Source organism: Mesorhizobium sp. M2A.F.Ca.ET.046.03.2.1 (assembly GCF_003952425.1).
Taxonomy (GTDB): Bacteria; Pseudomonadota; Alphaproteobacteria; order Rhizobiales; family Rhizobiaceae; genus Mesorhizobium.
In genome coordinates this window covers 1778329-1805201 of sequence record NZ_CP034449.1, presented here as the reverse complement: position 1 = coordinate 1805201, position 26873 = coordinate 1778329, and the positions used below count along the sequence as shown (strand labels likewise).

The 26873-nt window shown below is 64.6% G+C and carries 20 protein-coding genes and 1 pseudogene; 9 read left to right on the top strand and 12 right to left on the bottom strand.

The genetic code is table 11. The annotated features are described in order from the left end of the window. The first annotated feature begins 81 nt into the window (after nt 1-81). Entirely contained in the window at nt 82-1248 is a 1167-nt protein-coding gene (locus tag EJ072_RS08625) for a pyridoxal phosphate-dependent aminotransferase (protein ID WP_126079329.1), read from the top strand. Between the two features lie 155 nt (nt 1249-1403). Here EJ072_RS08625 and hemA read toward each other — a convergent pair whose 3' ends face one another. Further along, nucleotides 1404-2681, bottom strand: coding sequence for a 5-aminolevulinate synthase (gene hemA, locus EJ072_RS08615; RefSeq protein ID WP_126079327.1), 1278 nt, complete (start codon nt 2679-2681; stop codon nt 1404-1406). A 332-nt stretch (nt 2682-3013) separates the two neighbouring features. Here hemA and galE point away from each other — a divergent pair, with 332 nt between their 5' ends. From galE to EJ072_RS08600, 3 genes are all read left to right on the top strand, one after another. Then, complete coding sequence (gene galE / locus EJ072_RS08610) at nt 3014-4009, top strand: UDP-glucose 4-epimerase GalE (RefSeq protein ID WP_126079326.1); 996 nt, start codon at nt 3014-3016, stop codon at nt 4007-4009. Nucleotides 4010-4174: 165 nt separating this feature from the next. Next, a complete protein-coding gene (locus tag EJ072_RS08605) occupies nt 4175-5431 on the top strand; it encodes a D-amino acid dehydrogenase (RefSeq protein WP_126079325.1) in 1257 nt (418 codons plus the stop codon). Between the two features lie 165 nt (nt 5432-5596). Then, the gene (locus tag EJ072_RS08600) at nt 5597-6787 is read left to right on the top strand and encodes an integrase core domain-containing protein (RefSeq protein WP_126078128.1); all 1191 of its coding nucleotides are present in this window, start codon (nt 5597-5599) and stop codon (nt 6785-6787) included. Between the two features lie 202 nt (nt 6788-6989). Here the strand turns inward: EJ072_RS08600 and EJ072_RS08595 are convergent, their stop codons facing one another. From EJ072_RS08595 to EJ072_RS08565, 7 genes are all read right to left on the bottom strand, one after another. Then, the gene (locus tag EJ072_RS08595) at nt 6990-8342 is read right to left on the bottom strand and encodes an FGGY-family carbohydrate kinase (protein ID WP_126079324.1); all 1353 of its coding nucleotides are present in this window, start codon (nt 8340-8342) and stop codon (nt 6990-6992) included. Further along, on the bottom strand, nt 8339-8653 hold the full coding sequence (rhaM, locus tag EJ072_RS08590) for an L-rhamnose mutarotase (RefSeq protein WP_189343260.1): 315 nt from the start codon (nt 8651-8653) through the stop codon (nt 8339-8341). The genes EJ072_RS08595 and rhaM overlap by 4 nt, the downstream gene beginning before the upstream one ends. Continuing rightward, nucleotides 8653-9654: an ABC transporter permease gene (locus tag EJ072_RS08585; protein WP_126079322.1), complete on the bottom strand. Its 1002-nt coding sequence runs from the start codon at nt 9652-9654 to the stop codon at nt 8653-8655. Before EJ072_RS08585 ends, rhaM begins: the two co-directional genes overlap by 1 nt. Continuing rightward, the gene (locus tag EJ072_RS08580; protein WP_126079321.1) at nt 9651-10628 is read right to left on the bottom strand and encodes an ABC transporter permease; all 978 of its coding nucleotides are present in this window, start codon (nt 10626-10628) and stop codon (nt 9651-9653) included. Before EJ072_RS08580 ends, EJ072_RS08585 begins: the two co-directional genes overlap by 4 nt. Then, nucleotides 10625-12166, bottom strand: a complete 1542-nt coding sequence (locus tag EJ072_RS08575; protein ID WP_126079320.1) for a sugar ABC transporter ATP-binding protein — start codon at nt 12164-12166, stop codon at nt 10625-10627. Before EJ072_RS08575 ends, EJ072_RS08580 begins: the two co-directional genes overlap by 4 nt. A 184-nt stretch (nt 12167-12350) precedes the next feature. Further along, a complete protein-coding gene (gene rhaS, locus EJ072_RS08570; RefSeq protein WP_042637283.1) occupies nt 12351-13346 on the bottom strand; it encodes a rhamnose ABC transporter substrate-binding protein in 996 nt (331 codons plus the stop codon). A gap of 55 nt (nt 13347-13401) precedes the next feature. Beyond that, nucleotides 13402-14211 (bottom strand): DeoR/GlpR family DNA-binding transcription regulator, encoded by an 810-nt coding sequence (locus EJ072_RS08565; RefSeq protein WP_126079319.1) that lies wholly within the window; start codon nt 14209-14211, stop codon nt 13402-13404. A gap of 187 nt (nt 14212-14398) precedes the next feature. On the opposite strand from EJ072_RS08565, the gene EJ072_RS08560 reads away from it, so the two are divergent. The 3 genes and pseudogenes from EJ072_RS08560 (at nt 14399) to ggt (ending at nt 19913) form a co-directional block, all read left to right on the top strand. Continuing rightward, nucleotides 14399-16501, top strand: a complete 2103-nt coding sequence (locus tag EJ072_RS08560) for a bifunctional rhamnulose-1-phosphate aldolase/short-chain dehydrogenase (RefSeq protein WP_126079318.1) — start codon at nt 14399-14401, stop codon at nt 16499-16501. 150 nt (nt 16502-16651) lie between these two features. Then, nucleotides 16652-17944 carry an L-rhamnose catabolism isomerase gene (gene rhaI / locus EJ072_RS08555; protein WP_126079317.1) on the top strand — a complete coding sequence of 431 codons (1293 nt, stop codon included), beginning with the start codon at nt 16652-16654 and terminating at the stop codon, nt 17942-17944. Between the two features lie 231 nt (nt 17945-18175). After that, nucleotides 18176-19913 (top strand): annotated as a pseudogene (ggt, locus tag EJ072_RS08550) (gamma-glutamyltransferase). 4 nt (nt 19914-19917) lie between these two features. Here ggt and EJ072_RS08545 read toward each other — a convergent pair. The 3 genes from EJ072_RS08545 to EJ072_RS08535 form a co-directional block, all read right to left on the bottom strand. Then, nucleotides 19918-20265, bottom strand: a complete 348-nt coding sequence (locus EJ072_RS08545; RefSeq protein WP_042637278.1) for a hypothetical protein — start codon at nt 20263-20265, stop codon at nt 19918-19920. A gap of 159 nt (nt 20266-20424) precedes the next feature. Beyond that, nucleotides 20425-21780 carry a sigma-54 dependent transcriptional regulator gene (locus tag EJ072_RS08540; RefSeq protein ID WP_126079316.1) on the bottom strand — a complete coding sequence of 452 codons (1356 nt, stop codon included), beginning with the start codon at nt 21778-21780 and terminating at the stop codon, nt 20425-20427. Continuing rightward, on the bottom strand, nt 21777-23642 hold the full coding sequence (locus EJ072_RS08535; protein ID WP_126079315.1) for a sensor histidine kinase: 1866 nt from the start codon (nt 23640-23642) through the stop codon (nt 21777-21779). The genes EJ072_RS08540 and EJ072_RS08535 overlap by 4 nt, the downstream gene beginning before the upstream one ends. Before the next feature lie 238 nt (nt 23643-23880). Between EJ072_RS08535 and EJ072_RS08530 the strand changes: the two genes are divergently transcribed. Together EJ072_RS08530 and EJ072_RS08525 are read left to right on the top strand one after the other, a co-directional pair. Continuing rightward, complete coding sequence (locus EJ072_RS08530) at nt 23881-25218, top strand: dicarboxylate/amino acid:cation symporter (RefSeq protein ID WP_126079314.1); 1338 nt, start codon at nt 23881-23883, stop codon at nt 25216-25218. A 128-nt stretch (nt 25219-25346) separates the two neighbouring features. Then, a complete protein-coding gene (locus EJ072_RS08525; RefSeq protein ID WP_126079313.1) occupies nt 25347-25928 on the top strand; it encodes a histidine phosphatase family protein in 582 nt (193 codons plus the stop codon). Nucleotides 25929-26102: 174 nt separating this feature from the next. On the opposite strand, the gene EJ072_RS08520 is transcribed toward EJ072_RS08525, so the two are convergent. Further along, nucleotides 26103-26867: a pseudouridine synthase gene (locus tag EJ072_RS08520; protein WP_126079312.1), complete on the bottom strand. Its 765-nt coding sequence runs from the start codon at nt 26865-26867 to the stop codon at nt 26103-26105. Nucleotides 26868-26873 lie beyond the last annotated feature (6 nt).

Here is a 26873-nt window from a genome sequence, read left to right as displayed (position 1 = left end):
AAAACCCCGGCCCCAGGCGGCCGGGGTTTTCCGTTTGGCGATCTGGTAAGAGCGCTGACGACACGAACACGGATTTTGCCCATGAGCCTTATCGACACCTTGCGCGCCGAAGCCCGCGCCGCGCCCGAAAGCGGCATTGTCGCCGTCATCAACCATGGTCGCCTGTGCGAAGGGCTGATCCCGCTCTGGGCCGGCGAGGGCGATCTTCCGACGCCTTCCTTCATCAGCGATGCCGCCGCACGCGGGCTCGCTGATGGCGAGACCTTCTACACCTGGCAGAAGGGCATTCCCGAGCTCCGGCAGGCGCTCGCGCGCTACTACGCCAGGCATTTCGGCAAGACCTTCGCCGAGGAGGAGTTCATCGTCACCGCCTCTGGCATGCATGCCATCCAGCTGGCCATCGACGCCATCGCCGGCGGCGGCGACGAGGTGATCTACCTCTCTCCCGCCTGGCCGAATTTCGCCGCGGCCGCCGGCGTGGCGGGCGCCGTGCCGGTGCCGGTCACGCTCGACGAGTCCGGCAATGGCTGGTCCTGCGACGTCGACAAGATCGCCTCGGCAATCACGCCGCGCACCAAGCTGTTGTTCATCAACACGCCCTCCAACCCGACAGGCTGGACCGCCGACAGAGAAACGCTCCAGGCGATCCTGGATCTTGCCCGGGCAAAGGGCCTTTGGATCATCGCCGACGAGATCTATTCGCTGTTCCACTACGGCCATGGCCGCGCGCCGTCCTTTCTCGATGTCGCCACGCCCGAGGACCGCATCCTGTTCGTCAACAGTTTTTCCAAGAACTGGGCAATGACCGGCTGGCGTGTCGGCTGGATCAAGACCCATCCCGCCTTGCAGCAGGTGTTCGAGAACCTGATCCAGTACTCGACCTCGGGCGTCGCCCAGTTCATGCAGCGCGGCGCTGTCGCCGCCCTCGACGAGGGTGACGGCTTCATAGCGGAACAGGTGGAGCGCGCGCATGCCGCGCGCGACCTCGTCTGCGGCATTCTCGGCGAAACCGGCAAGGCGCGTTTCACCGTGCCGCAGGGCGCCTTCTACCTGTTCTTCAGGGTCGACGGCCTCACCGATTCCCGAAAAGCGGCCTTCGACATCGTCGACAATGCCAATGTCGGCCTGGCGCCCGGCACCGCCTTCGGTCCCGGCGGCGAGGCCTTCCTCCGACTATGCTTCCACCGCCGCCTCGATCAGCTCGATGAAGCGGCGCATCGCCTGGCGAAATGGATGAAGACGGTTTGAGCCGAGCGTCGACGAAGCCCGGATTGAAACTCGCTCCGGTGAGTCAGCCGGTGTGACTTTCGAGAACCGGAGCGCAGCGGACATTCAGGTCCGTGAGCACCGGAAGCGCAGAAAGTTGCAGCGGATGGCCGCCGGAGTAGAGTTTAAACCGGGCTTCAGCCGCCTGACTTCGGCACCAGGAGGGGAATGATCCGATCGGTCTTGGCGACGGCGGGGCGGCCGGAGCCGGCATAGGGAATGCCCAGCGCATCCCAGGTCTCGACCAGCGCATCCTGCAATTCGGCGATCAGCGCGTCGGAGTGGAACGGCGTCGGCGTGATGCGCAGCCGCTCGGTGCCGCGCGGCACCGTCGGATAGTTGATCGGCTGGATATAGATGCCGTGCACGCCAAGCAGCCGGTCGCTCGCCATCTTGCAGAGCTCGGGATCGCCGACCAGCACCGGCACGATATGGGTGGCCGATTCCATCACCGGCAGGCCCGCCACGGCAAGCACCTGCTTGGTGCGCGCCGCCTGGCGCTGCTGCGCGTCGCGCTCGGCCTGCGAGCGCTTCAGGTGGCGGATCGAGGTGGTGGCGGCGGCCGCGATCGCCGGCGGCAGCGCGGTGGTGAAGATGAAGCCCGGCGCATAGGAGCGCACCGCGTCAATCACCGCACTGGTGCCGGTGATGTAGCCGCCCAGCGTGCCGAAGGCCTTGGCCAGCGTTCCCTCGATGATGTCGATGCGGTCGGCAAGGCCCTCGCGTTCGGTGATGCCGCCGCCGCGCGGTCCGTACATGCCCACCGCATGCACCTCGTCGATATAGGTCATGGCGTTGTAGCGCTCGGCCAGCTCGACGATCTCTCTGATCGGCGCGATGTCGCCGTCCATCGAATAGACGCTCTCGAACACGATCAGCTTGGCGCGCTCGCGCCCCGCCGCCTGCAGCAGGCTTTCCAGATGCGCGACGTCGTTGTGGCGAAAGATCTTCTTTTCTGCGCCGGAGCGGCGCACGCCTTCGATCATCGAGGCATGGTTGAGCTCGTCGGAGAGCACCAGGCAGTTGGGCAAAAGCCGGGCGATGGTCGAGATCGAGGCCTCGTTGGAGACGAAGCCGGAGGTGAAGACGAGCCCTGCCTCCTTGTCATGCAGGTCGGCGAGCTCCCGCTCCAGCTCGACCAGCGGGTTGGAGGTGCCGGAGATGTTGCGGGTGCCGCCGGCGCCCGAGCCCATCTTGCCGGCCGCGGTCTGGAAGGCGGCAATCACATCCTCGTTCTGGCCCATGCCGAGATAGTCGTTGGAGCACCAGACGGTGATTTCCTGGGCGCGGCCGTTGGAACGCCAGATGGCGCGCGGGAACTTGCCCACCATGCGCTCGAGGTCGGCGAAGACGCGGTAGCGCCGCTCCGCGTGGAGCTGGTCGATCGCATCCTCGAAGAACCGCTGGTAATTCATGTCGACTTCCCAATTTTCGGCCGGATCATAGTGGCTGCCCCATGCCGCGTCCACCGGACCCAACCGGTCAAAATGCCACGCCTTTACCCTGTTCCTAACGATGCCGGATCGTGGCCTATTCCCAGCTGTTTGAAGCAGATTTGTTTCAGTACGATGCCTCGGACGGGAGGAACTGTTACCGACTTAACGTTAGAGGGAGGCCAATGCATATCGCCCAAACGTGTACAGCGGTTTTGGGGGAACGACATGGACTTTAACGGGCTTGCGGCGGGGTTTCCAGCACGGTGGCTGTTGAGACAGTTTCCGATAAATCTTGATCAGCGAGGTAGAAGATGACGGTTTTGGTGACGGGCGGTGCCGGTTATATCGGCAGCCATATGGTCTGGGAGTTGCTGGACGCCGGCGAGAGTGTCGTGGTGCTCGACCGGCTTTCCACCGGCTTCGAATGGGCGGTGGCCCCGGAAGCAAAGCTCGTCGTCGGCGACGTCGCCGACCGAGACCTGGTCGGCCGGATCATCCGCGAAAACAAGGTCGACGCCATCATCCACTTCGCCGGCTCGATCGTGGTGCCGGAATCCGTCGCCGATCCGCTCGGCTATTACGAGAACAACACCTGCAAGACCCGCACGCTGATCGAGACGGCCGTCCGCGAGGGCGTGCCGCATTTCATCTTCTCTTCCACCGCCGCCGTCTATGGCGGCGCCGGGCTGGAGCCGGTGCGCGAGGATGCCCGCCTGGCGCCGGAATCACCCTATGGCCTCTCCAAGCTGATGAGCGAATGGATGCTGCGCGACGCGGCGCTGGCGCACGACATCCGTTACACGGCGCTGCGCTATTTCAACGTCGCCGGCGCCGATCCAAAGGGCCGCACCGGACAGTCGACGCCCGGCGCCACGCATCTGATCAAGGTTGCCTGCGAGACCGCGCTCGGCAAGCGCCCCTTCATGCAGGTCTTCGGTACCGACTATCCGACGCCGGACGGCACCTGCATGCGCGATTATATCCATGTCAGCGATCTCGCCGCCGCGCACCGGCTGGCGCTGCAGCGGCTGCGCGCTGGCGGCGCCAGCCTCGTCGCCAATTGCGGTTACAGCCACGGCTATTCCGTGCTCGAGGTAATCGACAGCGTGCGCCGCGCCTTCGGCCATGACTTCGATGTCCGCATGGGCGATCGCCGGCCCGGCGACGCCGCCGCCGTGGTCGCCAATTCCGAGCTTGCCCGCAAGGAGCTCGGCTGGACGCCGCAACGCGACGATCTCGACCTGATCGTCAACGACGCCCTGGCCTGGGAACGCATCCTGACGGGCAAGAATTCCGTGAGAAGCTAAGCAATTCCAGGAAAAGTGTGTAGCGGTTTTCCGTCCGGAATTGGGTCAAGACAAAAAGTCCAGCTGTTGGGCCTAGGGCTCGTCCGGCGCCTTTGGAAGCGGTATTGAGCCTCATGCGGCGGTGCCCTCCGGGTGTGCCGCCGCCATGATGCTTGAGGGGACGGCATGAAGATCCTGGTTCTCGGCGCCGGCGTGGTTGGCACGGCGGCCGCCTATTATCTGGCCAAGGACGGTCACGAGGTGACGGTGATCGAGCGCCACGAGGCGGCGGCCCGAGGCACCAGCCAGTCGAATGCCGGCCTGGTGTCGCCCGGCGACGCCACCGCCTGGGCTTCGCCCGCCGCGCTGAAGACCTTCCTGCGCGCGCTTTGGAACCACGATCTCGGCATCAAGGTGAGACTCCGCCTCGATCCCTATTTCTATGCCTGGAGCCTGCGCTTCCTGCGCGAATGCACCGTGAAGCGGCTGCGCGCCAACACCGACATCAAGCTCAGGCTCGCGCTGCATTCCCGCGCGTGCATCAATCAACTGTCGGAGGAGACCGGCATCCACTACGACGAGCGCAGGAAGGGCATCCTCTATTTCTTCCGCTCGCAGAAGAGCCTCGACACCGGCATCGACAATTACCGCTATCTCGGCGAGCACGGTCTGCCGATCGAGATCGTCGGTCGCGAGCGCCTGATCGAGCTGGAACCGGGCCTGGCCGGCGTGAAGGAAAAGATCGCCGGCGGCGTCTATTCGCCGATCGACCAGACCGGCGATTCCAAGCAGTTCACCGACAGGCTCGCCGCCCATGCCGCCGAGAAGCTCGGCGTGAAATTCCTGTTCGGCACGACAATCCAGGGCCTCGACATCGAGGGCGACCGGGCGCGCGCCGTCATGACCTCGGCCGGCCCGGTCACCGGCGACGCCGTCGTCATCTCCATGGGACCGGAAAGCGGTCTGCTCGGCCGCCGCTACGGCATCGACCTGCCGGTCTATCCGGTGAAGGGCTACACCGCGACGATTCCCTTGGAGGACGAAAGCAAGGGCCCGACCATGGGCGGCGCCGACGAGGACCGGCTGATCGGCTATTCGAGGCTCGGCAATCGCCTGCGCATGTCCTCGACGGCCGAGTTCACCGGCTTCGACCGCAGCTTCAAGCCCAGCGATTTCAGGACCATCCTGGAAACCGGCAAGGATCTTTTCCCGGGAGCCTTCGACGAGAAGAAAGCCGTGCTGTGGGCGGGATTGCGGCCGATGATGCCGAACTCGGTTCCCGTGATCGGCCAGGCGAAATACCGCAACCTCTATCTCGACACCGGCCACGGTCATGTCGGCTGGACGATGGCCTGCGGCTCGGGGCAATTCCTGGCGGATGTCGTCGCCGGCAGAAAGCCACAGATCGATCCCAAAGGATTGCTATACGGGACGGCACGCTGAAACCTATCCAATCGGCGACGTTGGCGCTGCCCCTCATCCGCCCTTCGGGCACCTTCTCCCCGTAAACGGGGCGAAGGGGCTGGCCGTGTCCGAACCGGATAGATAGGTAACAGAATGGACCGATTAGATGGGTGACAGTTTTCTTGCCAGCCGGGAGGACCGGCGATGGTTTGGCGAGAGACTGGCATCATGGATGAGCGGCTTCGTTTTGTTGTTGAATGCCTAGCTGGCGAGGAGACGATGACGCAGCTTTGCGCGGCCTTCGAGATCTCACGCAAGACCGGCTACAAATGGCTTGGGCGTTACCGGGAGACCGGGCCGGAAGGCCTGCACGACCGGCCGCGGGCGCCGCTCGATCACGGCCGAGCAACGGCAGCCGAGCTGGTGGAGCGGATCGTGGCGGAGAAGGAAGCGCATCCGCTGTGGGGGCCGAAGAAGATCATGGCGCGGCTGAAGCGGGCGGAGCCCAGTTGTGGCTGGCCGGCAGTCTCGACAGCTGGCGAGATCCTGAAGCGGCATGGTCTTGTGGGACGCCGGCGCCGGCGCTGGCGGGCTGTGGGCAATGGGCCATGGCCGGAGCCTGCGGCGCCGAATGCGGTGTGGACGGTAGACCACAAGGGCTGGTTCCGGACCCGTGACGGCTGGCGCTGCGAGCCATTGACGGTGATGGATGCATTGAGCCGCTACCTGCTGGGGCTCGAGGCGACGGGCTCGACGGCCGACGAGGAGGCGTGGCCGGTGTTTGAGCGATTGTTTGAGGAAAACGGTCTGCCGGATCGCATTCGAAGCGACAATGGCCCACCCTTTGCGTCGGCCGGCGTCACAGGGCTGACGCCGCTGGCAGTGCGCTTCATTAAGCTCGGCATCGCCCTGGAGCGCATCCAGCCAGGCAAGCCGCAGCAGAACGGGCGCCATGAGCGTTTCCATCTGACCATGCTGCCGATGGCCGATGCACCGAAGGCTGACAAAGCGGCTCAAGCCAGGGCCTTCGAGAACTTCCGGCGCAGCTACAATGAGGAGCGTCCGCACGAGGCGCTGGGCATGGACACCCCGGCACAGCATTACCGCCCCTCGACCCGACCGATGCCGAAGACAGCCCCTGAACCCGATTATCCGACCGAGGCAGCGGTGCGCGGCGTGCGCCAGAACGGCGCGGTCAAATGGCGGGGCACCGAGATCTATGTCTCGGCCACGTTGGCCGGCGAACCGATTGCCATTGAAGAGACCGAGGATGGCGAGTGGACGATGCGCTTCCACACCCATCCGCTCGGCTTCATCGATGAGAAGCACATGAAACTGGTTCGCCGCAGCGCCGCGCCAAGCCGACCGCTTGGCGCTGCGGCGACCGCATCATAGGGAGAGAAAACTGTTACCTATGTATCCGGTTCAAAGTGTTACCCATCTATCCGCTGGACAGCCGCGCCGCCGGCGCCCATTCTGTGCGTCGAAAATTGGCGAAGGCCGGGACAACAGCGTCTTTCTCCCCGTCACTATACGGGGAGAAATGCCCGGCAGGGCAATGAGGGGCAGCACCGGACTCTCAGAAAAAGGGCTACGTCTAGACGGCCAGCCGCCACGCCTCTGCGTAGTCGCCCCAGACCGGTTCCGCTTGTGGTTCCGTTTGTTCGCCCTTGCTTGCTGTGTCAATGCCATCCGACGCCAACAGCGCGGCGCCGATGCTGGTCCCGGTCGAGGTCTCCGACGCGACGACGGATCGGCCCGTCGCCGCCGCCAGCATTTTGATGAAAAGCGGGTTGCGCGCGAATGGTCCCTCGACGGTTGTCGGCCCATCGCCGCCGATCAATTCCAGGCAGGTCGCGCTCATCAGCGCGAGATAGAACGAGATGGCGGCGAAGCGTTGCCCGGGGCTCAAGCCCCCGGCATTGACCCACTGCGCGGCGCGATGCGGAAAGGGTCCGGAACCCTGCTGCGTCGAAGGCAGAAGCTGAACCTGGCGCGCCAGCACGGCGGCGACATCGTCATCGCTCCACTCCTGCGGCTGGCCCTCGGTCAGCAGCGAAAACTCGCGTCCCCCCATGAACCGCGCAGACGGCACCGGATCGCCCAGCGCGTTGACATTGACCAGCGTGTCGCGCGCCGCATCGAGCTCGACCTTCCGGCCGCCCACGGCCATCGACACCACCCATGTGCCGGTCGAGACGACGGAGAAGGGCGGCGCGTCGGACAGCAGGTGCGGCAGCAGCGAGGCGTTGGAATCGTGCAGTCCGCAGAAAACCGGGGTCTGTGGGGCGAGCCCCGTCCGTTGCGCAATCGTTGGCAGGATCGGGCCAAGCCGGTCCTTGGCCTGCCGCACCGGCGCCATCAACCGGCGCCAGCCCATCCTGTCGACCAGCGAGGAATAGTCGGATGTCCAGGGATTCCACAGATCGGTGTGGCAGCCGAGCGACGTCACCTCATTGGCGGCGACGCCGGTCAACCGCAGCGCCCAGTATTGCGGATACATCAGCATTGCGGCGGCTCGTGCGAATTCCGGCGGGAAGCGCTTCTGCTGCCAGAAGAACTGCGCGCCGAGATTGAGGCCGATCGGCAGCCGCGGCGTGCCGGTCTCGGCGAAGGGCGGACGAACAGCATCGTAGTCGGCCGCAAGCTGGTCGGGGCCGTCGAACTCGTAGTCGAGAACCGGCAGCGCCAGTTCGCCGGCGGCGCCGACCAGCGCGCCGGTCGCGCCATGCGTGGTGATCGAGATCGCATCGATGCGCCGTTCGCGGTTGAGATCGGCTAGGCTGTTCAGGATGAACGTCCACAGCGCCTCGACATCGTGATGCGGGTAGGGCGCCTGCCGCACCGGCGCGTTGGCGATACGGCGCAGCGCGATCTCGCTCAATGTCGCGAGATCGACCAGCGCCACCTTGGCGTTGGTCTTGCCGATATCGATGACGGCGACGATCATGCCATATGGAACATTGTTTCGAGCGGCACCGCCACCGGCTCGTTATCGGGCTTGGTCTCCATGAGGTCGGCCATACGCGCCCACCAGCGCTGCATCACCGGGTGCTTCGGCAGGTCGGCCATGCCATGGTCATCGCGGCGCCACAGCACCCCGAACAGGATATTAGTCTCCTCGTCGAGATGGATCGAATAATCGGAGACGGCGGCCTCTCTCAGAAGTGCAACCAGCTCAGGCCAGATCTCATCATGGCGGCGCTTGTACTCGGCCTTCATGCCGGGATTGAGCTTCATCTTGAAGGCGTATTTCTCCATCAGGCGAAGCGTCCTTCACGCAGCCGCCGCCAGACGATCGGCAATGCAATGACGATGATCAGCAACAAGCCGATGAAGATCGACATGACGATGCCCGGCACGTTGAGCAAACCAAGCCCAAACGTCACCAGCCCCATGATGAAGGCGGCCAGCACGACGCCAAGGATGCTGCCGGCGCCGCCGAGGATCGACACACCCCCAAGCACCACCATGGTGATCGCTTCGAGCTCATAACCCTGCGCGATCGACGGTCGCGTCGATCCGAGCCGCGAGGTGATCAGCACCGAAGCGATGCCCGACATCAGCCCGGTCAGGCAGAACAGGATGAATTTTATACGGTCGACCCGCACGCCGGAAAACTGGCAGGCGACCGGATTGTTGCCAATGGCGAAGACGCGGCGGCCGAAGCTCGTGCGGTGCAGCACGAACCAGTAGATCAGCGCCGCGACGAGGAACAGCGCCAGCTCGAACGAGAAGACCCACCAGGCATAGCCCTGGCCGAAGAACGCAAAACTTTCCGGATAGCCTTTGTAGGCCTGGTCGCCGAGGATGATGAAGGCGATGCCGCGAAACAGGCTCATCGTGCCGATGGTGACGACGATGGACGGCAGGCCGAGCCGCGTGACGAGCAGCCCGTTGAAGGCGCCGCAGGCGAGGCCGACGGCAATGCCGATCGCCACCAGCACCGGCGTGCCGGCGCCGGCCTGCACCGCCATGCCCATCATGGTCGAGGCCAAAGCCACGATCGCGGCGACCGACAGATCGATCTCGCCGGAGATGATCAGCAGCGCCATCGCAAGCGCGATCAGCCCCTTTTCCGTAAAGTTGAAGGTCAGGTCCGACAGCGACCACGGGTCGAGGAAATAGGGCGAAGCAAAACTGTTCACCGCGAAAATGGCGACCGCGATGACGACCAGCAGCGCCTCCCAGGAGAAGATCGCCGAGGAAAGCGGCTTGTCGAGCCGGTCGGGGATGTGGCGCGGGGCAGGGGTGTCGGTCATGCCGCTTCCGCCTTTCTCAGGATGATGCGGCCCTGCCGGCGCTCGCCGCGCGCGTTGAGCACCACGGCCAGGATGATGGCGCTGCCCGAGATCGCCATCTGCCAGAAGGGCGAGATGTTGATGACCGGCAGCGCGTTGGAGATGATGCCGAGGAACAGCGCGCCCAGCACTGCGCCGCCGACCGAGCCGATGCCGCCGGCGATCGAGATGCCGCCGATGACGCAGGCGGCGATGATGTTGAGCTCATAGCCGTTGGCGACCTCGACCGAAGCGATCACATAGCGCGAGATCCAGAGGTAGCCAGCAAGCCCGCCGATCATGCCGGAAATGCAAAAGACGATGAATTTGGTGCGGCCGACATCGATGCCGGCATAGACCGAGGCGGTGGGGTTGACGCCGATGGCGTAGATCGAGCGGCCGATCGCGGTCCGCGTCATCACCAGGAAGAACAGCGCGATCACGATGATGGCGATCCAGGACAGCACTGGAAGGCCGAGGAAGGCGGCGCGCTGGAAATTGATGAAGTCGGGGCTCATCTGGTCGGCATTGACCCAGGCGCCGCCGGAGACGACGAAGGTGGCGCCACGATAGATGGTGAGGGTGCCGAGCGTCACCACGATCGAGGGAACGTTCAGCCGCCACACCAGGAAACCGTTGATCGCGCCAAGCACCAGCCCGACGGCGAGCGCGATGACGATCAGCACCGGGATCGGGATCGCCGGATGCGCGGCGTTGAGCATCGCCACTACCATGCCGGTGAAACAGAGATTGGACGCCATCGAGAGGTCGATCGAGCGCGTCAGGATCACCACCATCTGTCCCAGCGCCAGGATCATCAGGATCGATGTGTCGTTGAACACCTGGCGCAGATTGGCCGGATCGGCGAAGCCGGGGAAGCGCGTCGAGATCAGTCCGATCAGCACGACGATGCCGGCGAGCAGCCAGATTTCTCGGTATTTGAGGAAGCTCTTCATGCCGCGATTCCCGCTGCGGTTCGAACCAGCGTCTCGGCGTCGAGGCCCTTGTTGTCATAGGTCGCGGCGATGCGGCCCTCTCGCATGACGACGACACGGTCCGACATGCCGAGGATTTCCGGCAGCTCCGACGACACCATGATCACCGAAAGCCCCTGCGCGACCAGCTCGGCCATGAAGCCATGCACGGCGGCCTTGGAGCCGATGTCGATGCCTTTGGTCGGCTCGTCGAGGATGATGACCTTGGGCGCTGTGGCCAGCCATTTGGCGATGACCACCTTCTGCTGGTTGCCGCCGGAAAGCGTGCCGACATCCTGGCTGAGCGATGAGGCGCGCAGGTCCAGCCGCTCGGTGTAGGAACGGGCGAGCGAGAACTCTTCCGCCAGCCTCAGCACGCCGGATTTCGAGGTGCGCGCCAGCGAGGGCAGGGATACGTTCTGGAATATCGGCAGGCCGATGACAACGCCCTGCTTGCCGCGCTCTTCCGGCACATAGACGATGCCGGCCCCGATCGAATCCGCGGCCGATTTCGGCGCGATCGATGTACCGTCCAACGAGATAGTGCCTCGGCTGGTGCGGGTGATGCCGGCGATCGCCTGCATGACCTCGCTGCGCCCGGCGCCGACGAGCCCGTAGAAGCCGAGGATCTCGCCCTTGCGCAGCTCGAAGCCGATGTTGTCGAACTCGGTCGGATGCGACAGGCCCGAAACCGACAGCACCGGCGCGCCGATCTTCGGCTCGCGCTGCGGGAAGATATGGTCGACGTTGCGGCCGACCATCATGCGCACGATCTCGTTCTGGCCGGTGTCCTTGAGCAGCCCTTCGCCGACCATCTCGCCGTCGCGGAAGACGGTGTAGCGGTCGGCGATGCGGTAGATCTCGTCGAACTTGTGGCTGATGAAGAGCACCGCCTTGCCGTCGCTCTTCAGGAATTCGATCAAAAGGAAAAGCTCCTCGATCTCCTTCATCGAAAGCGCCGCGGTCGGCTCGTCCATGATGACGATGCGCGCATCGATCGACATCGCGCGCGCCACCGCAACCAGGTGCTTGTTGGCGATGCCGAGGTCCTTCAGGCGCGCGTCGGCGTCGATATGGCCGGCGCGCATCGTCTCCAGCACCTCGCGGGCATTGCTGCGCATCGTGGGCCAGTCGATGGTGCCGAAGCGGGTGCGCGGCGCGTGGCCGAGGAAGATGTTTTCGGCCACCGAAAGGTCGTCGAACAGCACGGTTTCCTGGTGGATGGCGGTGATGCCGTGGCCGAATGCTGCGTGCGCGCTGGGCAGCGTGGTGGCCTGGCCGTCGATGCCGATCTCGCCGGAATCGGGCTGGTAAATGCCGGTCATGATCTTGACCAGCGTCGACTTGCCGGCGCCGTTCTCGCCGATCAGCGCCGTCACCTGCCCCGGGTAGAGCGACAGGCTGACATTGTGCAGGGCGCGGACGCCCGGGAAGCTTTTCGAGATGCCCGCGAGCGTCAAGCGGGGGGCCGAGGTTGCGAGCCGCTCGTCTGCTTTGCCGTGATGGGCCGTCGTATCCATAGTCGTATCAAGCCCAGTGAATCGCTTGCGTGTCGCCTCCCCCTCACCCGACCCCCGCTTCGCTCGGCCGACCTCTCCCCGAGGGGAGAGGAGGTTTGCGAGCTTGGCTCCAGGCTCTTCTCCCCGCCGGGGAGAAGGTGGCCGCGAAGCGGCCGGATGAGGGGGCAGCGCCGTCGGTCCAGGATCAGTAGATCTTGGAGAACTTCTCGATGTTGGTCTTGTCGAATTGGAAGGGCGGAGCCATCGCGGCCGAGTTGGTGTCGTCGAGCGTCACCTTGCCGACGCGGCCGATCGACAGCGTGGCGCCGGGCTTGGCCTCTTCCTTCTTCACCGCCAGGTCGTGCGCGAGGTAGATCGCCGAGTAGCCGAGGTCGATCGGGTTCCACAGCGCGACCGCTTGCGATGCGCCGTTGTCGATGAATTTCTTGAACTCGGACGGCAGTGCCAGCCCGGTGACATTGACCTTGCCGATCAGGTTCTCGTCGGTGACGACCTGCGCGGCGGCGACGACGCCGACGGTGGTCGGCGCGATGATCGCCTTGAGGTTCGGATAGGACTTCAAGAGGCCCTTGGCTTCGTCGGTGCTCTTGGCCGAGTCGTCGTCGCCGTAGACGGTGGCGACCAGCTTGATCTTCGGGAACTTCTCGGGCAGCACCTTCTTGGCCGCCTCGATCCAGGCATTCTGGTTGGTCGCCGTCGAGGAGGCCGAGAGGATCGCGACGTCGCCGCCTTCCGGCAAATAGTCGGCGGCGAGCTTGATGATGGTCTCTCCGATCAGGCCGGTGTCGGACGGGTTGAGGTGGAGCTGGCGGCCTTCCTTGGCGACGCCCGAGTCCCAGGAGATGACGGTGATGCCGCGATCCATCGCCTTCTTCAGCACCGGCACCAGCGCGTCGGCGTCATTGGCCGAAACGGCGATGGCATTGACCTTCTGCGCGATCAGCGAGTTGATCACCTCGATCTGCGCTTCGGCGGTGGCTTTGGTCGGGCCGGTGTAGATGACGTCGACATCGCCCAATTCCTTGGCCGCTTCCTCGGCGCCCTTGTTGGCGGCGTCGAAGAAGCCGTTGCCGAGCGACTTCACCACCAGCGCGATCTTGACGTTCTCGGCATAGGCGGCATTCACGAACATGGCGGCGGAAAAGGCCGCCGTGACCAGCAGTTTCTTCAAAAAGCTCATCGAATATCCTCCCTTGAGCGTTGCATTCCATCGCCGCTGCGGGCGTGAGTTTCCCTCAGGCCTGCAGTGAAGATTCTTCCCTGTCGCTTGGCTGTCTGCGGGCGACGATCAGCGCCACGCCCGCCGTTTCCAGCATCTTGGCCTCCCGGTCCTCGATGCCGTCGTCGGTGATCACGGTTGCGATGCGCGATAGCCCGCACAGGATCAGGCTGGAGCGCATGCGGAATTTGGTGGAATCAACCAGCACCACCAATTCGTCGGCTTGGTCGATCAGCTTCTGCTCGGCCTGGATCAGCAGCGGATCGCCCTCCATCAGCCCGAGCGGCCCCAGGCCCTGCGCGCCCATGAACATGCGCCGCGCATAGAAATTGCGCGTCACGTCATTGTCGAAGGGCGACAGGATGATGTTCTGCTCGCGGTAGATCGTGCCGCCCGACAGCATCACCGTGTTTTTGGAATGCTTGAGCAGGTGCTCGGCGATCGGGAACGAGTTGGTGAAGATCGGCATGCGGCGTCCGGTCAGTAAATGCACCATCTGGAAGGTGGTGGTGCCGCCATTGATGATGATCGGCTCGCCGTCGGCGCACAGATTCACCGCTTCCCGCGCGATCGCCCGCTTCTGCGCGGCGTTCAGCGTTTCGTTGACGGAGAAGGGCCGGCCGGCAAGGCCGATGAATTGCGGCGGCGAGATCGCCTCGGCGCCGCCGCGCACCCGGCGCAGGCGCTTTTGCACATGCAGCGCCGCGATGTCGCGCCGGATCGTCGCCTCGGAGGAGTCCGTCAGCTCGACCATCTCCTGCACCGTCACCACAGGCTTTTCCTGGACGGCGGACAGAATGATCCTGTGGCGCTCTTTTTCGTGCATGGTTCCTCCCTGCCCAAACATCAGGCCTCAGAAAACGCGCAGTGTCAATCATTTCCGATCATATATTTTCATTGTGCAGTGCAATATGATCGATATTGATCGTTTGTGATTGACAAGCGGGGCGCTTGCGTAGACATTCCCGAGCAAGAAATGAGGAGCGCGACATGCGCTCCAAGGGAGGATACCTATGCTCGACAAGCGCTCCGGCTCGCGCCTCGCCAATCTGTGGGACGATGCAAAAGCCGAAGGGATGAGCGGTCCCGAGCTCCTGGTCTATCGCTCGAACACGCTGGGATCCGACAAGCGCGTCACCAATTATGGCGGCGGCAACACCTCGTCCAAGGTCTGGCAGAAGGACCCGCTGACCGGCGAGGATGTCGAGGTCCTGTGGGTGAAGGGCTCCGGCGGCGACAGCGCCTCGATCAAGCTGGACGGTTTCGCCACCCTCTACATGGACAAGCTGCGCGCCATCAAGGGGCTCTATCGCGGCGTCGAGCACCAGGATGAGATGGTGGGCTATCTGCCCCACTGCACCTTCAACCTCAATCCGCGCGCGGCCTCGATTGACACGCCGCTGCACGCCTATGTGCCGAAGGCTTGCGTCGACCACATGCATCCCGACGCCATCATCGCGGTCGCGGCGGCCAACGATTCCAAGGCGATCACCAAGGAGATCTTCGGCGACGCCATCGGCTGGCTGCCCTGGAAGCGGCCGGGCTTCGAGCTTGGCCTGTGGCTGGAGAAATTCTGCCTCGAAAATCCTGAGGCCAAGGGCGTTGTGCTTGAAAGCCACGGCCTGTTCACCTGGGGCTGCACGCCCAAGGAATGCTACGAGACCACGATCTCGGTGATCAACCAGGCAATCGAGTGGTTCGAGCGCCGGTCGGAACGCGTGGCTATTTTTGGTGGCGAGGCGGTGCAATCGCTCGACGCGCCGGCGCGCCGTGCCATTGCCGCCAAGCTGATGCCGAGGATCCGCGGCCTGATTTCCGAAAAGAGCCATAAGCTCGGCCATTTCGACGATCAGCCGGCCGTGCTCGAATTCGTCAATTCCAGGGATTTGCGGCCGCTGGCGGCGCTTGGCACCTCCTGCCCGGACCATTTCCTGCGCACCAAGATCCGGCCGCTGGTCATCGAGTTCGATCCGGCGAAGCCAGATATCGACGCCGTCATCGCACGGCTTGCCGACGACATTGCCGAATACCGCGTCGGCTACCAGGCCTATTACGACGCCTGCAAGCATGCGGACTCGCCCGCCATCCGCGACCCCAATGCGGTGGTCTATCTGATGCCCGGTGTCGGCATGTTCACCTTCGCCGGCGACAAGGCGACGGCGCGCATCTCCGGCGAGTTCTATGTCAACGCCATCAACGTCATGCGCAGCGCCTCGACAGTCTCGTCCTATGTCGGCCTGCCGGCGCAGGAGGCTTTCGACATCGAATATTGGCAACTCGAGGAAGCCAAGCTCCAGCGCCTGCCGAAGCCGAAGGCGCTGGCCGGCCAGATCGCGCTGGTCACCGGCGGCGCCGGGGGCATCGGCCGCGCCACCGCCAACCGGCTGCTGCGCGAAGGCGCCTGCGTCGTGCTTGCCGATATAGACGAGGCCGCTTTGGCCAGTGCCAATGACGAGCTCTCGAAAACCTTCGGAAGGGACTTCGTCCGTCCGGTGCGGATCGACGTCACCTCCGAGGAGCAAGTGCTTTCCGGCTTCGCCGAAACGGCGGTCGAATTCGGCGGCATCGACATCCTGGTTTCCAATGCCGGCCTGGCCTCCTCGGCGCCGATCGAGGAGACGACACTGGCCTTGTGGAACAAGAATATGGACATCCTGTCCACCGGCTATTTCCTGGTTTCGCGCGAGGCTTTCCGTCTGTTCCGCGCCCAGAAGATCGGCGGCAACGTCGTCTTCGTCGCCTCCAAGAACGGGCTCGCCGCCTCGCCGAATGCGTCGGCCTATTGCACCGCCAAGGCCGCGGAGATCCATCTTGCCCGCTGCCTCGCGCTGGAGGGGGCCGAAGCGCAGATCAGGGTCAACGTCGTCAATCCGGACGCCGTGCTGCGCGGCTCGAAAATCTGGACCGGCGAGTGGAAGGAACAGCGCGCCGCGGCTTACAAGATGTCGACCGACGACCTCGAGGAGCATTACCGCTCGCGTTCGATGCTGAAGCGCTCGGTGTTCCCGGAAGACATTGCCGAGGCGATCTATTTCTTCGCCTCCGACATGTCGGCCAAATCGACCGGCAACATCGTCAATGTCGACGCCGGCAACGCGCAAAGCTTTACGCGCTAGGCGCCCTTTCCTTCTCCCCGTCTCTATACGGGCAGTTGAGGAGTGGCCGCGTAGCGGTCGAAAAGCCAATTGCTTGGCTTTTCGAAGGACGAAAGCCCGAAGGGCGGATGAGGGGCGGCGCCAGCCGAACGCATTCTTGGGAGGAATTGCATGTCCGAAACAATTATCCGCGCCGACATAGTCGCCAGCCACAACACCGCGCGCCAACCCGACCTCGAGCGCGACTACGCCTCGCTCGGCGAACGCCTCGACCGCCGCGGCATCGCCATCGACGCCATCCGCGACAAGGTCGAGAAATTCGGCGTGGCGATCCCGTCCTGGGGCGTCGGCACCGGCGGCACGCGTTTCGCGCGTTTCCCCGGTCCCGGCGAGCCGCGCGACATCTTCGACAAGATCGAGGACTGCGCCGTCATTGCCCAGCTGACGCAGGCAACGCCGACCGTCTCGCTGCACATCCCCTGGGACAAGGCTGATCCGAACCGGCTGAAGCAGGCGGCCTCGCGCTTCGGCCTCGGCTTCGACGCCATGAACTCCAACACTTTCTCCGACGCCAAGGATCAGAAGCTATCCTACAAGTTCGGCTCGCTCTCGCATGCCGATGCCGGCACGCGCCGGCAGGCGGTCGAGCACAATCTCGAATGCATCGAGATCGGCAAGACGCTGGGCTCCAAGGCGCTGACGGTGTGGATCGGCGACGGCTCGAACTTCCCCGGCCAGGTCAATTTCGCAAAGACCTTCGAGCGCTATCTGGACGCGATGCGGGAGATCTATGCCGGCCTACCGGACGACTGGCGGCTGTTCACCGAGCACAAAATGTATGAGCCGGCCTTCTATTCGACGGTCGTGCAGGACTGGGGCACCAACTACATTATCGCGCAAGAGCTCGGCGCCAAGGCCTTCTGCCTTGTCGACCTCGGCCACCACGCGCCCAACGTCAACATCGAGATGATCGTGTCGCGGTTGATCCAGTTCGGCAAGCTGGGCGGTTTCCACTTCAACGATTCCAAATATGGCGACGACGACCTCGATGCCGGCTCGATCGATCCCTACCGGCTGTTCCTCGTCTTCAACGAACTGGTCGATGCGGAGCTCTCCGGCGCCAAGGGTTTCAATCCCGCCCATATGCTCGACCAGAGCCACAACGTCACCGATCCGATCGAGAGCCTTATGCTGTCGGCGGTCGAGGTGCAGCGCGCCTACGCGCAGGCGCTGCTGGTCGACCGCAAGGCGCTCGAAGGTTTCCAGGAGGAGAACGACGCGCTGATGGCGACGCAGACGCTTAAAAGCGCCTACCGCACCGATGTGGAGCCGATCCTCGCCATGGCGCGCCTGCGGACCGGCGGCGCCATCGATCCGGTCGCGGCCTATCGCGAAGCGGGTTATCGCGCGAAGGTCGCGGCGGAGCGGCCGGCTGTCGCCAGCGGCGGCGGCGGCATCGTCTGATAGGCTGCGCCACTCCCCCTCATCCGGCCGCTTCGCGGCCACCTTCTCCCCGAGGGGAGAAGAGATCGGCGCAAGCTCCTCTCCCCTTGGGGAGAGGTCGGATTGCCCGAATTGCCCTTGCAATTCGACTTGGCAATCCGGGTGAGGGGGTCTCTCGCGCTACTTCAATTGTTATTGGACTAATTCGCTCCGACGGTTTTTCCTAGGCATTTCGACGCCAGGAGCACCGCCATGCCCTTGACCCGCCGGTCGCTGATCGCCGTCAGCCTTTCGCTTGCCTCTGCCTTCATTCCGGCCGTTGCCGCCTTCGCCGGTCGCCCGTTCCGGCCAAGGGTGAGCACGGCATGGTGGTCACGGAGCAGCATCTGGCGACCGAAGTCGGCGTCGACGTGCTGAAGAAGGGCGGCAACGCCGTCGATGCCGCTGTCGCGGTCGGCTACGCGCTGGCCGTCGTCTTTCCCGAAGCCGGCAATATCGGCGGCGAAGGGTTCATGACCATCCGGCTGAAGGACGGCCGCACCACCTTCATCGATTTCCGCGAGCGCGCGCCGCTCGCCGCCGCGAGAACCATGTATCTCGACAAGGACGGCAAGCCGATCAAGGGCGCCAGCCTCGATGGCTATCTTGCCGTCGGCGTGCCGGGCTCGGTGGCCGGCTTCGAGATGGCGTGCGAGAAATATGGCACGCTCTCAAGGCAGGATCTGATGGCGCTGGCGATTGCCTACGCCAGGGCTGGTTTTGTCCTCAACCAGGGCGACGCGGCTTGGTTCGCCGACAGCGCCGACCGGCTGGCGAAGGACCCGGCGGCGGCCGCGATCTTCCTGAAAAAGACGGCAAGCCTTATGGCATCGGCGAGAAGCTCGTTCAGCCGGACCTCGCCGCCTCGCTGTCGGCGATCTCGCAAAAGGGGGCGGACGCCTTCTAAAAGGGCGCCATCGCCGACGCCATCGTCAAGGCGAGCGGCGCCAGGGGCGGCATCCTCGCCAAGGGCGATTTCGAGCAATATGCGGTGCGCGAATTGAAGCCGGTGACCTGTTCCTACCGCCGCTACGAGATCATCTCCTCGCCACCGCCAAGCTCGGGCGGCGTCATCATCTGCGAGATTCTGAACATCCTGGAGGGCTATCCGCTCTCCTATCTCGGCTCGGCTTCCGCCGAGACGGTCCATGTCATGGTCGAGGCGATGCGCCATGCCTATGTCGATCGCAATTCGGCGCTGGGTGACCCGGATTTCGTCGAAAATCCGGTCTCGAAACTGCTTGACAAGGGCTACGCCATGGACATCCGGGACAAGATCGATCCCTTCCGCGCCGGCGTCTCGAAGGACTTGATGCCGAAGGGTCTTGGCGAGTCGAAGGAGACGACCCACTATTCGATCATCGACAAGGACGGCAACGCGGCCGCGGTCACCTACACGCTGAACGGCTCCTTCGGCGCCGGCGTCGTCGCCGAAGGCACCGGCATCCTGCTCAACAACGAGATGGACGACTTCACCCAGAAGCCCGGAGTGCCCAACCTCTACGGGCTGGTCCAGGGCGAGGTCAACGCCATTCAGCCGAAGAAGACGCCTTTATCCTCGATGAGCCCGACGATCGTAACGAAGGATGGCAAGCCGTTCATGGTCATCGGCAGCCCGGGCGGCTCGCGCATCATTACCATCACCCTGGAGGTGATCGTCAACGTCATCGACCACGGTATGGACATCCAGGAAGCCATCGACGCGCCGCGCATTCACCATCAATGGCTGCCGGACACGGTCTATGTCGAACCTTTTGGGCTTTCGCCGGACACGGAGCGGCTGCTTGCCGGCATGGGCTATCATCTCGACCTCAGCGACGAGACCTGGGTCCGGGCCGCCGGCATCCTTGTCGGCGGCAAGAGCCTGGCGGAGATCGAGAAGGGCGGCGGCGCCCGCTACAACGGCGCCATGGACAGTCGCGCGGCTGCCGGCGAGGCGCTGGGAGATTAATTGATCAGGTCACCAACGTGATGGTCGAGGCGATCAGCATGACGGCGGCAATGGCCACAAACAGCGCGTAGATGCGCGGGCGGTCGAGCAGCAGCGCATTGCCGGAAATCCAGGCCGCCGTGGCGCCGCCGAGCGCGAACAGGAAGCCGTTGCGGTGGCCGAAGGACATGGAGGCGGCCATCAGGCCGCCGATGATCAGCGCGCCGAAGACGATGATGACGGCGACCGCGTATTTCTCGAAATCATTGCCGCCGCCCATCACCGGCCCCATCGCGTTGAGATTGGGCAGGTCGTCCGGATCGAAAGGGTTGGCCGAGCCGTATTCGTCTTGACCGAGGGATTCGCGCATCATTCGTTCTCCGCTGGGCGGCAACAAACCATCAACGCCTGCCAAGCGCAACCCGGCAACGCCATCGCGCCGATGCGTTCACTGGCCGGCTGGTGCCAACGTGCCACGGTTTGCCGGACAAGCTCAACGGCCGGAGATTGGATCGGGTTCCACGAGCTTGATCTATCTGGAAAAATCGCTGCGCACGATGCCGTGCCGCTGCAACTTGTCATAGAAGGTCTTGCGCGGAATACCGAGCGCCTCGATGGTGCGGCGGACGTCGCCTTCATTGCGACCAAGTGTCTCGCGGATGATGTCGGCCTCGTAGCGATCGAGCCGTTCGGGCAACGGCATCGCGGCGTCGCTCTCCATTGCCGCAGGGGAAGGCGTTTCGGCGACATCCTCAAGCCCGAGCACCAAGCGTTCGGCGAAATGGGCGAGTTCGCGTACATTGCCCGGCCAGTCGTGCTCCCTGAGATGGCGCTGGACCGCCGCCGAGGTCGCCGGCACGGCTCGCCGGAACCGTGCGGCGGCCCGCTCGGCGAAATAGCCGAACAGCAGCGGCACGTCGTCCCGCCGTTCGCGCAGCGGCGGAATGGAGAGCGTCACCACATTGAGCCGGTAATAGAGGTCCTCGCGGAAAGCGCCGCGCTGGCTGGCATTGCCGAGGTCGACCTTGGCGGCGGCGACGACGCGCAGGTCGACCGGCCTGACTTCGTTGGTGCCGAGCGGCGTCACCTCGCGCATTTCGAGCACGCGCAGCATCTGCACCTGCGTCGCGGCCGGCATGCTTTCGATCTCGTCGAGGAAGAGCGTGCCGCCGCTCGAATGCTCGATACGGCCGACGCGCTTCTTCTGCGCGCCGGTGAAGGCGCCGGCCTCGTGTCCGAACAGCTCGCTTTCGATGACCGTCTCCGGCAGCGTGCCGCAATTGAGCGCGACGAAATTGCCATTGGCACGGCGGCTCCAGCGATGCAGCAGGTTCGCCACCACCTCCTTGCCGGAGCCGGTCTCGCCGGTCACCAGCACGTCGACATCGGTGTCGGCGATCTGCCTGAGCGTACGGCGCAGCCGCTCCATCGCCGGCGTCTGTCCGATCAGCGGCAAGCCCTCCTGCGCCTGCTCGGCCGCTTCGCGCAAGGCGCGGTTCTCCATCACCAGCCGGCGTTTTTCGGCGGCGCGGGCAACGCTCTGCGCCAGCCGCTCAGTGGCGAAAGGCTTGGTGATGAAGTCGTAGGCGCCGTCCTTGATCGCCTTGACGGCCATGGCGATGTCGCCGTGCCCCGTGACCAGGATCACGGGAATATCTGGGTCGAGATGCAAGACGCGGCCGAAAAGCTGCAGCCCGTCGATCTCCGGCATGCGGATGTCCGAGACAACCACGCCGGCGAAATTCCTGTCGAGCGTCGCCAGCGCTTCGCTCGCCACCGAATAGGCCGACACAGCAAAGCCGGCAAGCTCCAGCGTCTGCCTTGTCGCCTTGAGCAGGTCGCTGTCGTCGTCGATCAGGATCACCGTTGCTGGGTTGTGCTTCGTCATGCTGCGCCGGCTTTCGACAGATGGATGGTGAAGCGTGTGCCCTGGTCGCTGCTCGAAACCTCGATGCGCCCGCCATAGTCGGCGACGATGTCCTTGGAGATGACCAGGCCGAGCCCAAGGCCTTTCTCCTTCGAGGTGTTGAAGGGCGTGAACAGTGATTTCAGGATCGCGGGTGGGATACCAGGTCCGTTGTCGGAAACGACCAGCGCCACGTCTTCGCCGGTTTCGGCGGCGGAGACTTCGACCCTTGCGCCATCACGGCCATCGAGCGCCTCCAGCGCGTTCTGGAACAGATTGATCAACACCTGTTCCAGCCGCAGCCGATTGCCCATTACTTTTAGCGCCGTCGGCGGCAGCGTGATCGCCAGGGCATCCAGCCGGCCGGCGAAGCGGCTCCTGAGCAGCACGACTGCGCCCTCGATCACGCTGCGCAATTCGACGGGCTCGGCGGCGGTGCGGCCCTTGCGGGCAAAGGCTTTCAGCTCCTCCGTGATGGCTCCGATGCGCTCGGTCAGCGCGGCGATGGCGCCAAGATTCTCCTCGGCTGAGGCGCTTTGCTTGCGCTCGAGGAACACGCGCGCATTGTCGGCATAGGCGCGGATCGTCGCCACCGGCTGGTTGATCTCATGCGCGACGCCGGCCGCGACCTGGCCAAGCGTGGCAAGCCGGTTGGCCTGCACCAGCTCCTGCTGCATGACCTGCAGCCTCACCTCGGTGCTGCGATGGTCGGCGATCTCGGCCTGCAGCCGGTCGCGCGCCAGGCTGAGATCCTGCGTGCGCTCGACGACGCGCCGCTCCAGCTCGGCGCGCGCGGCCTGTTCGGCGGCGATCCGCATCTGGGCGGACTGCCGGCGCCAAAGCAGATAGGCGGCCAAGGCGATGAGCGGCACAAGGACGCCCAGCGCCAGGAGCCGCATTTCGCGCTGCGCGGCGGCGATCGGCGCTTCGGCTGGAACAAGATAGTCGAGCTGCCACGGTGTCGACGGCACAGCGGTCGAGAGCCGCAGATATTCCGCATCGCTGCCTCCAGGCGTGATGGCATGGACCAGCGCGACATCGGAGCTCAGCGCCTCCGGTCTCGTGATCGGCAAAGGCACCAGCGGCACGTCGCCGAATTGCTGGCTGGCGCGGATCTCGGCGAGCACCGGCCGGCTAAGCGGCTCCGTCGTCAGGAAGCGCCAGGAGGGGACGCTCGTGATCAGCACCACGCCATGCGCGTCGCTGACAAAGGCCGGCCGGTTCGCTTCGTGCCAGTCGGCTTCGAGCTGGTCGAACTCCATCTTGACCACGACGACGCCGAGAGGCCCCGAGGCGCCGTCGACGCGCCGCGAGATGTAGAGCCCGGGACGTTTGCTGACATTGCCGAGCGCGAAATATTCGGCGGTGCCGGTCTGCATCGCGCCTGAGAAATAGGCGCGGAAACTGTAGTCGCTGCCGACGAAACTCACCGGTTCGCGCCAATTGCTGGAGGCGATCGCCAGACCGTCCGTGCCGGTGACGTAGAGCACCGAGGCCTTGGTGCCGGAAACCAGCCCTTCCAGCTTGCGGTTGAGCACGTCGATCGCGGCAGGGCTTCGCTGGGTCAACGCGTCATTGACCTGCTGGTCCTCCGACAGGAGCAGCGGCAGCGCGCGCGGATTTTCCAGCACCGCGCGCAGCAGCGCGACCTTGAGATTGGCGTCCGTGCGTCCTTGCGTGGCTAATGCCTCGATCTCCGTCGAGCGGCCATAGAGGCCGGCGCCGTAGAGCGCTGCCGCGATGATCGCCAGCGCCACCGCCGTGAACAGCAGCCAGGCGCGCCGCGCCCGCCCGGCAAGCAGTTCGGGCGTCGAAGCGAGAGCAGCGGCAGGGCGTTGCAGCATGGCGTATTTGTGCATGCTTTCGCACAAGGCGCAATTGTACCTATGCGGATAACCACACTGATGCCGCGGAAAAGGCACCTCGCGAGCTCGAAAAATTCAGCAAAATCAACGAAGCGAAACTCCGGGCGCCATCTGGCACGCGCGTTGCAGGTAGGTCCGCAGCAGCCGCGAGGCTGTGAAGGTTAACAGCCCCCTGGGAGGTCGAGCGTTCTCGATCGGGGGCCGAACGGAGGATACCATGCAGACAGCAATCGCTGCCGCCGAACCGCGCGGCAAGGTTCCCTTTTACCGGCATCTTTATGTGCAGGTCCTGGTGGCGATCGCCGCCGGCATCCTGCTTGGCCATTTTTACCCCGATCTGGGCGCTTCGCTGAAACCGCTCGGCGATGCCTTCATCAAGCTGGTCAAGATGGTCATCGCGCCGGTGATCTTCCTCACCGTGGCGACCGGCATCGCAGGCGTCTCCGACCTGCACAAGGTCGGCCGCGTCGCCGGCAAGGCGATGATCTATTTTCTTGTCTTCTCGACATTGGCGTTGATCGTCGGCCTGGTTGTATCGAACGTCATCCAGCCCGGCGCCGGCATGCACATCAATCCCGCGACACTCGATGCTTCGAAGGTCTCGACCTTCACCGAGAAGGCGCATGACACGACCATCGTCGGCTTCCTGATGAACATCATCCCCGACACCATCACCGGAGCCTTCGCGCAGGGCGACATTCTGCAGGTGCTGTTCTTCTCGGTGCTGTTCGGCATCGCGCTGGCGCTGGTCGGCGAACGCGGCCGCCCCGTGGTCGATTTCCTGCAGGCGCTGACCTCGCCGATCTTCCGCCTCGTCGCCATCTTGATGAAGGCAGCCCCCATCGGCGCTTTCGGCGCCATGGCCTTCACCGTCGGCAAATACGGCATCGGCACGATCGCCAACCTCGCCTTCCTGATCGGCACCTTCTACCTGACGTCGCTGCTCTTCGTGCTGGTCGTTCTCGGCGCCGTCGCATGGTACAACGGCTTCTCCATCCTGGCGCTGATCCGCTACATCAAGGAAGAGCTGCTGCTTGTGCTCGGCACCTCGTCGTCCGAGGCGGCGCTTCCCGGCCTGATGGCCAAGATGGAGCGCGCCGGCTGCAACCGCTCGGTGGTCGGCCTGGTCATCCCGACCGGCTATTCCTTCAATCTCGACGGCACCAACATCTACATGACGCTGGCTGCGCTGTTCATCGCCCAGGCAACCGACACGCCGCTCACCTTCGGCGACCAGATCCTGCTCCTGCTAGTCGCCATGCTGAGCTCCAAAGGTGCGGCCGGCATCACCGGCGCCGGCTTCATCACCTTGGCCGCCACGCTCTCGGTGGTGCCTTCGGTGCCGGTCGCCGGCATGGCGCTGATCCTCGGCGTCGACCGCTTCATGTCTGAGTGCCGCGCGCTCACCAATTTCGTCGGCAATGCGGTGGCGACCATCGTCGTGGCGCGCTGGGAAGGCGAGCTCGACCAGAAGCAATTCGCCGCCGCCATGGCCGGCCAGTTGCCGGAAGAGGCGGATCTCGCGCTGTCCGGCGGCCTGCTGCCGGCCGAGTGACAGGCAAGTTAGGCATCCCTCCCAAGCCTGTGCAGGCCGCGGCTCAGCCGCGGCCTGTTCTTTTTGCCGGCCGCCGCATACGGTGCGCGAGCCGGATTCCCGGCGAAATAGTCAGCCGAGGGCGGTCAATGAGCAGCGCGTATCCCGAGATCTATCTTGTCCGTCATGGCGAGACCGAATGGAGCCTCTCGGGCAGGCATACCGGCCGCACCGACATCCCTTTGACGGCAAAAGGCGATGAGGCTGCGCGCGGTGTGGCCGAGCGGCTCAAGGGCCTGACCTTCCAGGCGGTCTGGTCGAGCCCGTCGCAGCGCGCCTTCGACACCTGCCGCCTGGCCGGCTTCGGTGAGGGCGCGGTCAAGAAGCCGGACCTGCAGGAATGGGATTATGGCGCTTACGAGGGCGTGACGACCAAGGAAATCCTGTCGAAGCGCCCCGGCTGGCAATTGTTCCGCGACGGCTGTCCTGACGGCGAGACGGCGGCCGATGTCGGCGCCCGCGCCGACGCGATCATCGCCGGGCTGCGTGCGATTGCCGGCAATGTGCTCATCTTCTCCAGCTCGCATTTCCTGCGTGTTCTCGCGGCGCGCTGGGTCGGCCTGCCGCCCGAAGGCGGCGAGCATTTCGTGCTCGACACCGCGAGCCTCAGCATCCTCGGCTACGAGCACGACCTGACGGAGCCGGTCATCCGGCGGTGGAACCAGAAATAACGAGCGCGACTCCCCCTCATCCGGCCGCTTCGCGGCCACCTTCTCCCCGAGGGGAGAAGAGGTTGGCGCCGGCGCTTACCTGCTCCTCTCCCCACGGGGAGAGGTCGGATTGCCCCGAATTGCTCTTCGCAATTCGGCTGGCAATCCGGGTGAGGGGGAGTTCGTGGCCCGGCGTCAAGTCGCCAAGGTCGCCAGCTCCTCGCTCGTCAGATGCCGTGCCTTGCCTTTGGCAAGCTCGCCGAGCTGAAGACCGCCGATCGCCACGCGAACCAGCCTTAGCACCTCGATATCGAAAGCGCCGAGCAGCCTGCGGATCTGCCGGTTGCGGCCTTCGTCGAGCACGATTTCCAGCCAGGCTGTCCGCCCGCCGCTGCGCAACAATGCAATCGAGCTTGCCGTGAGCAACTCGCCGTCGACGACCGCGCCTTGGCGAAAGCGTTCCAGCATCGCCTCGTCGGGCATGGCCGCGATCTGCACATGATAGGTCTTGGCGACATGCGAGGCGGGGTCGAGCAAACCGCTCGCCCAGCGTGTGTCGTTGCTCATCAACAGCAGCCCTTCGCTTGCCTTGTCGAGCCGGCCTACCGGCGACACGAAGGGCAGGTCGAGCCCTTTAAGGCAGTCATAGACGGTGCCACGGCCTTCGGGATCGTCGCGGGTGGTGACCAGCCCGCGCGGTTTGTTGAGCATCAGATAGACCTTGCGCTCGGCCGCAATGCGCTCGCCGTCGACCGTGATGCTCTCGCGCTCGGGATCGACCCACAGCGCAGGGTCGCGCGCCACCTTGCCGCCCACCCGCACGCGCCCCTTGCCGATCAAAAGCTCAGCCTGCTTGCGCGAGCAGAACCCGAGCTTCGACAGCGCCCGGTTGAGGCTGACCTTCCCGGCGGTGGATCGCCGCGCGGCCTTAGAAGGCTGTCCAAGGGGCTTGCTCGTCATTTGCCC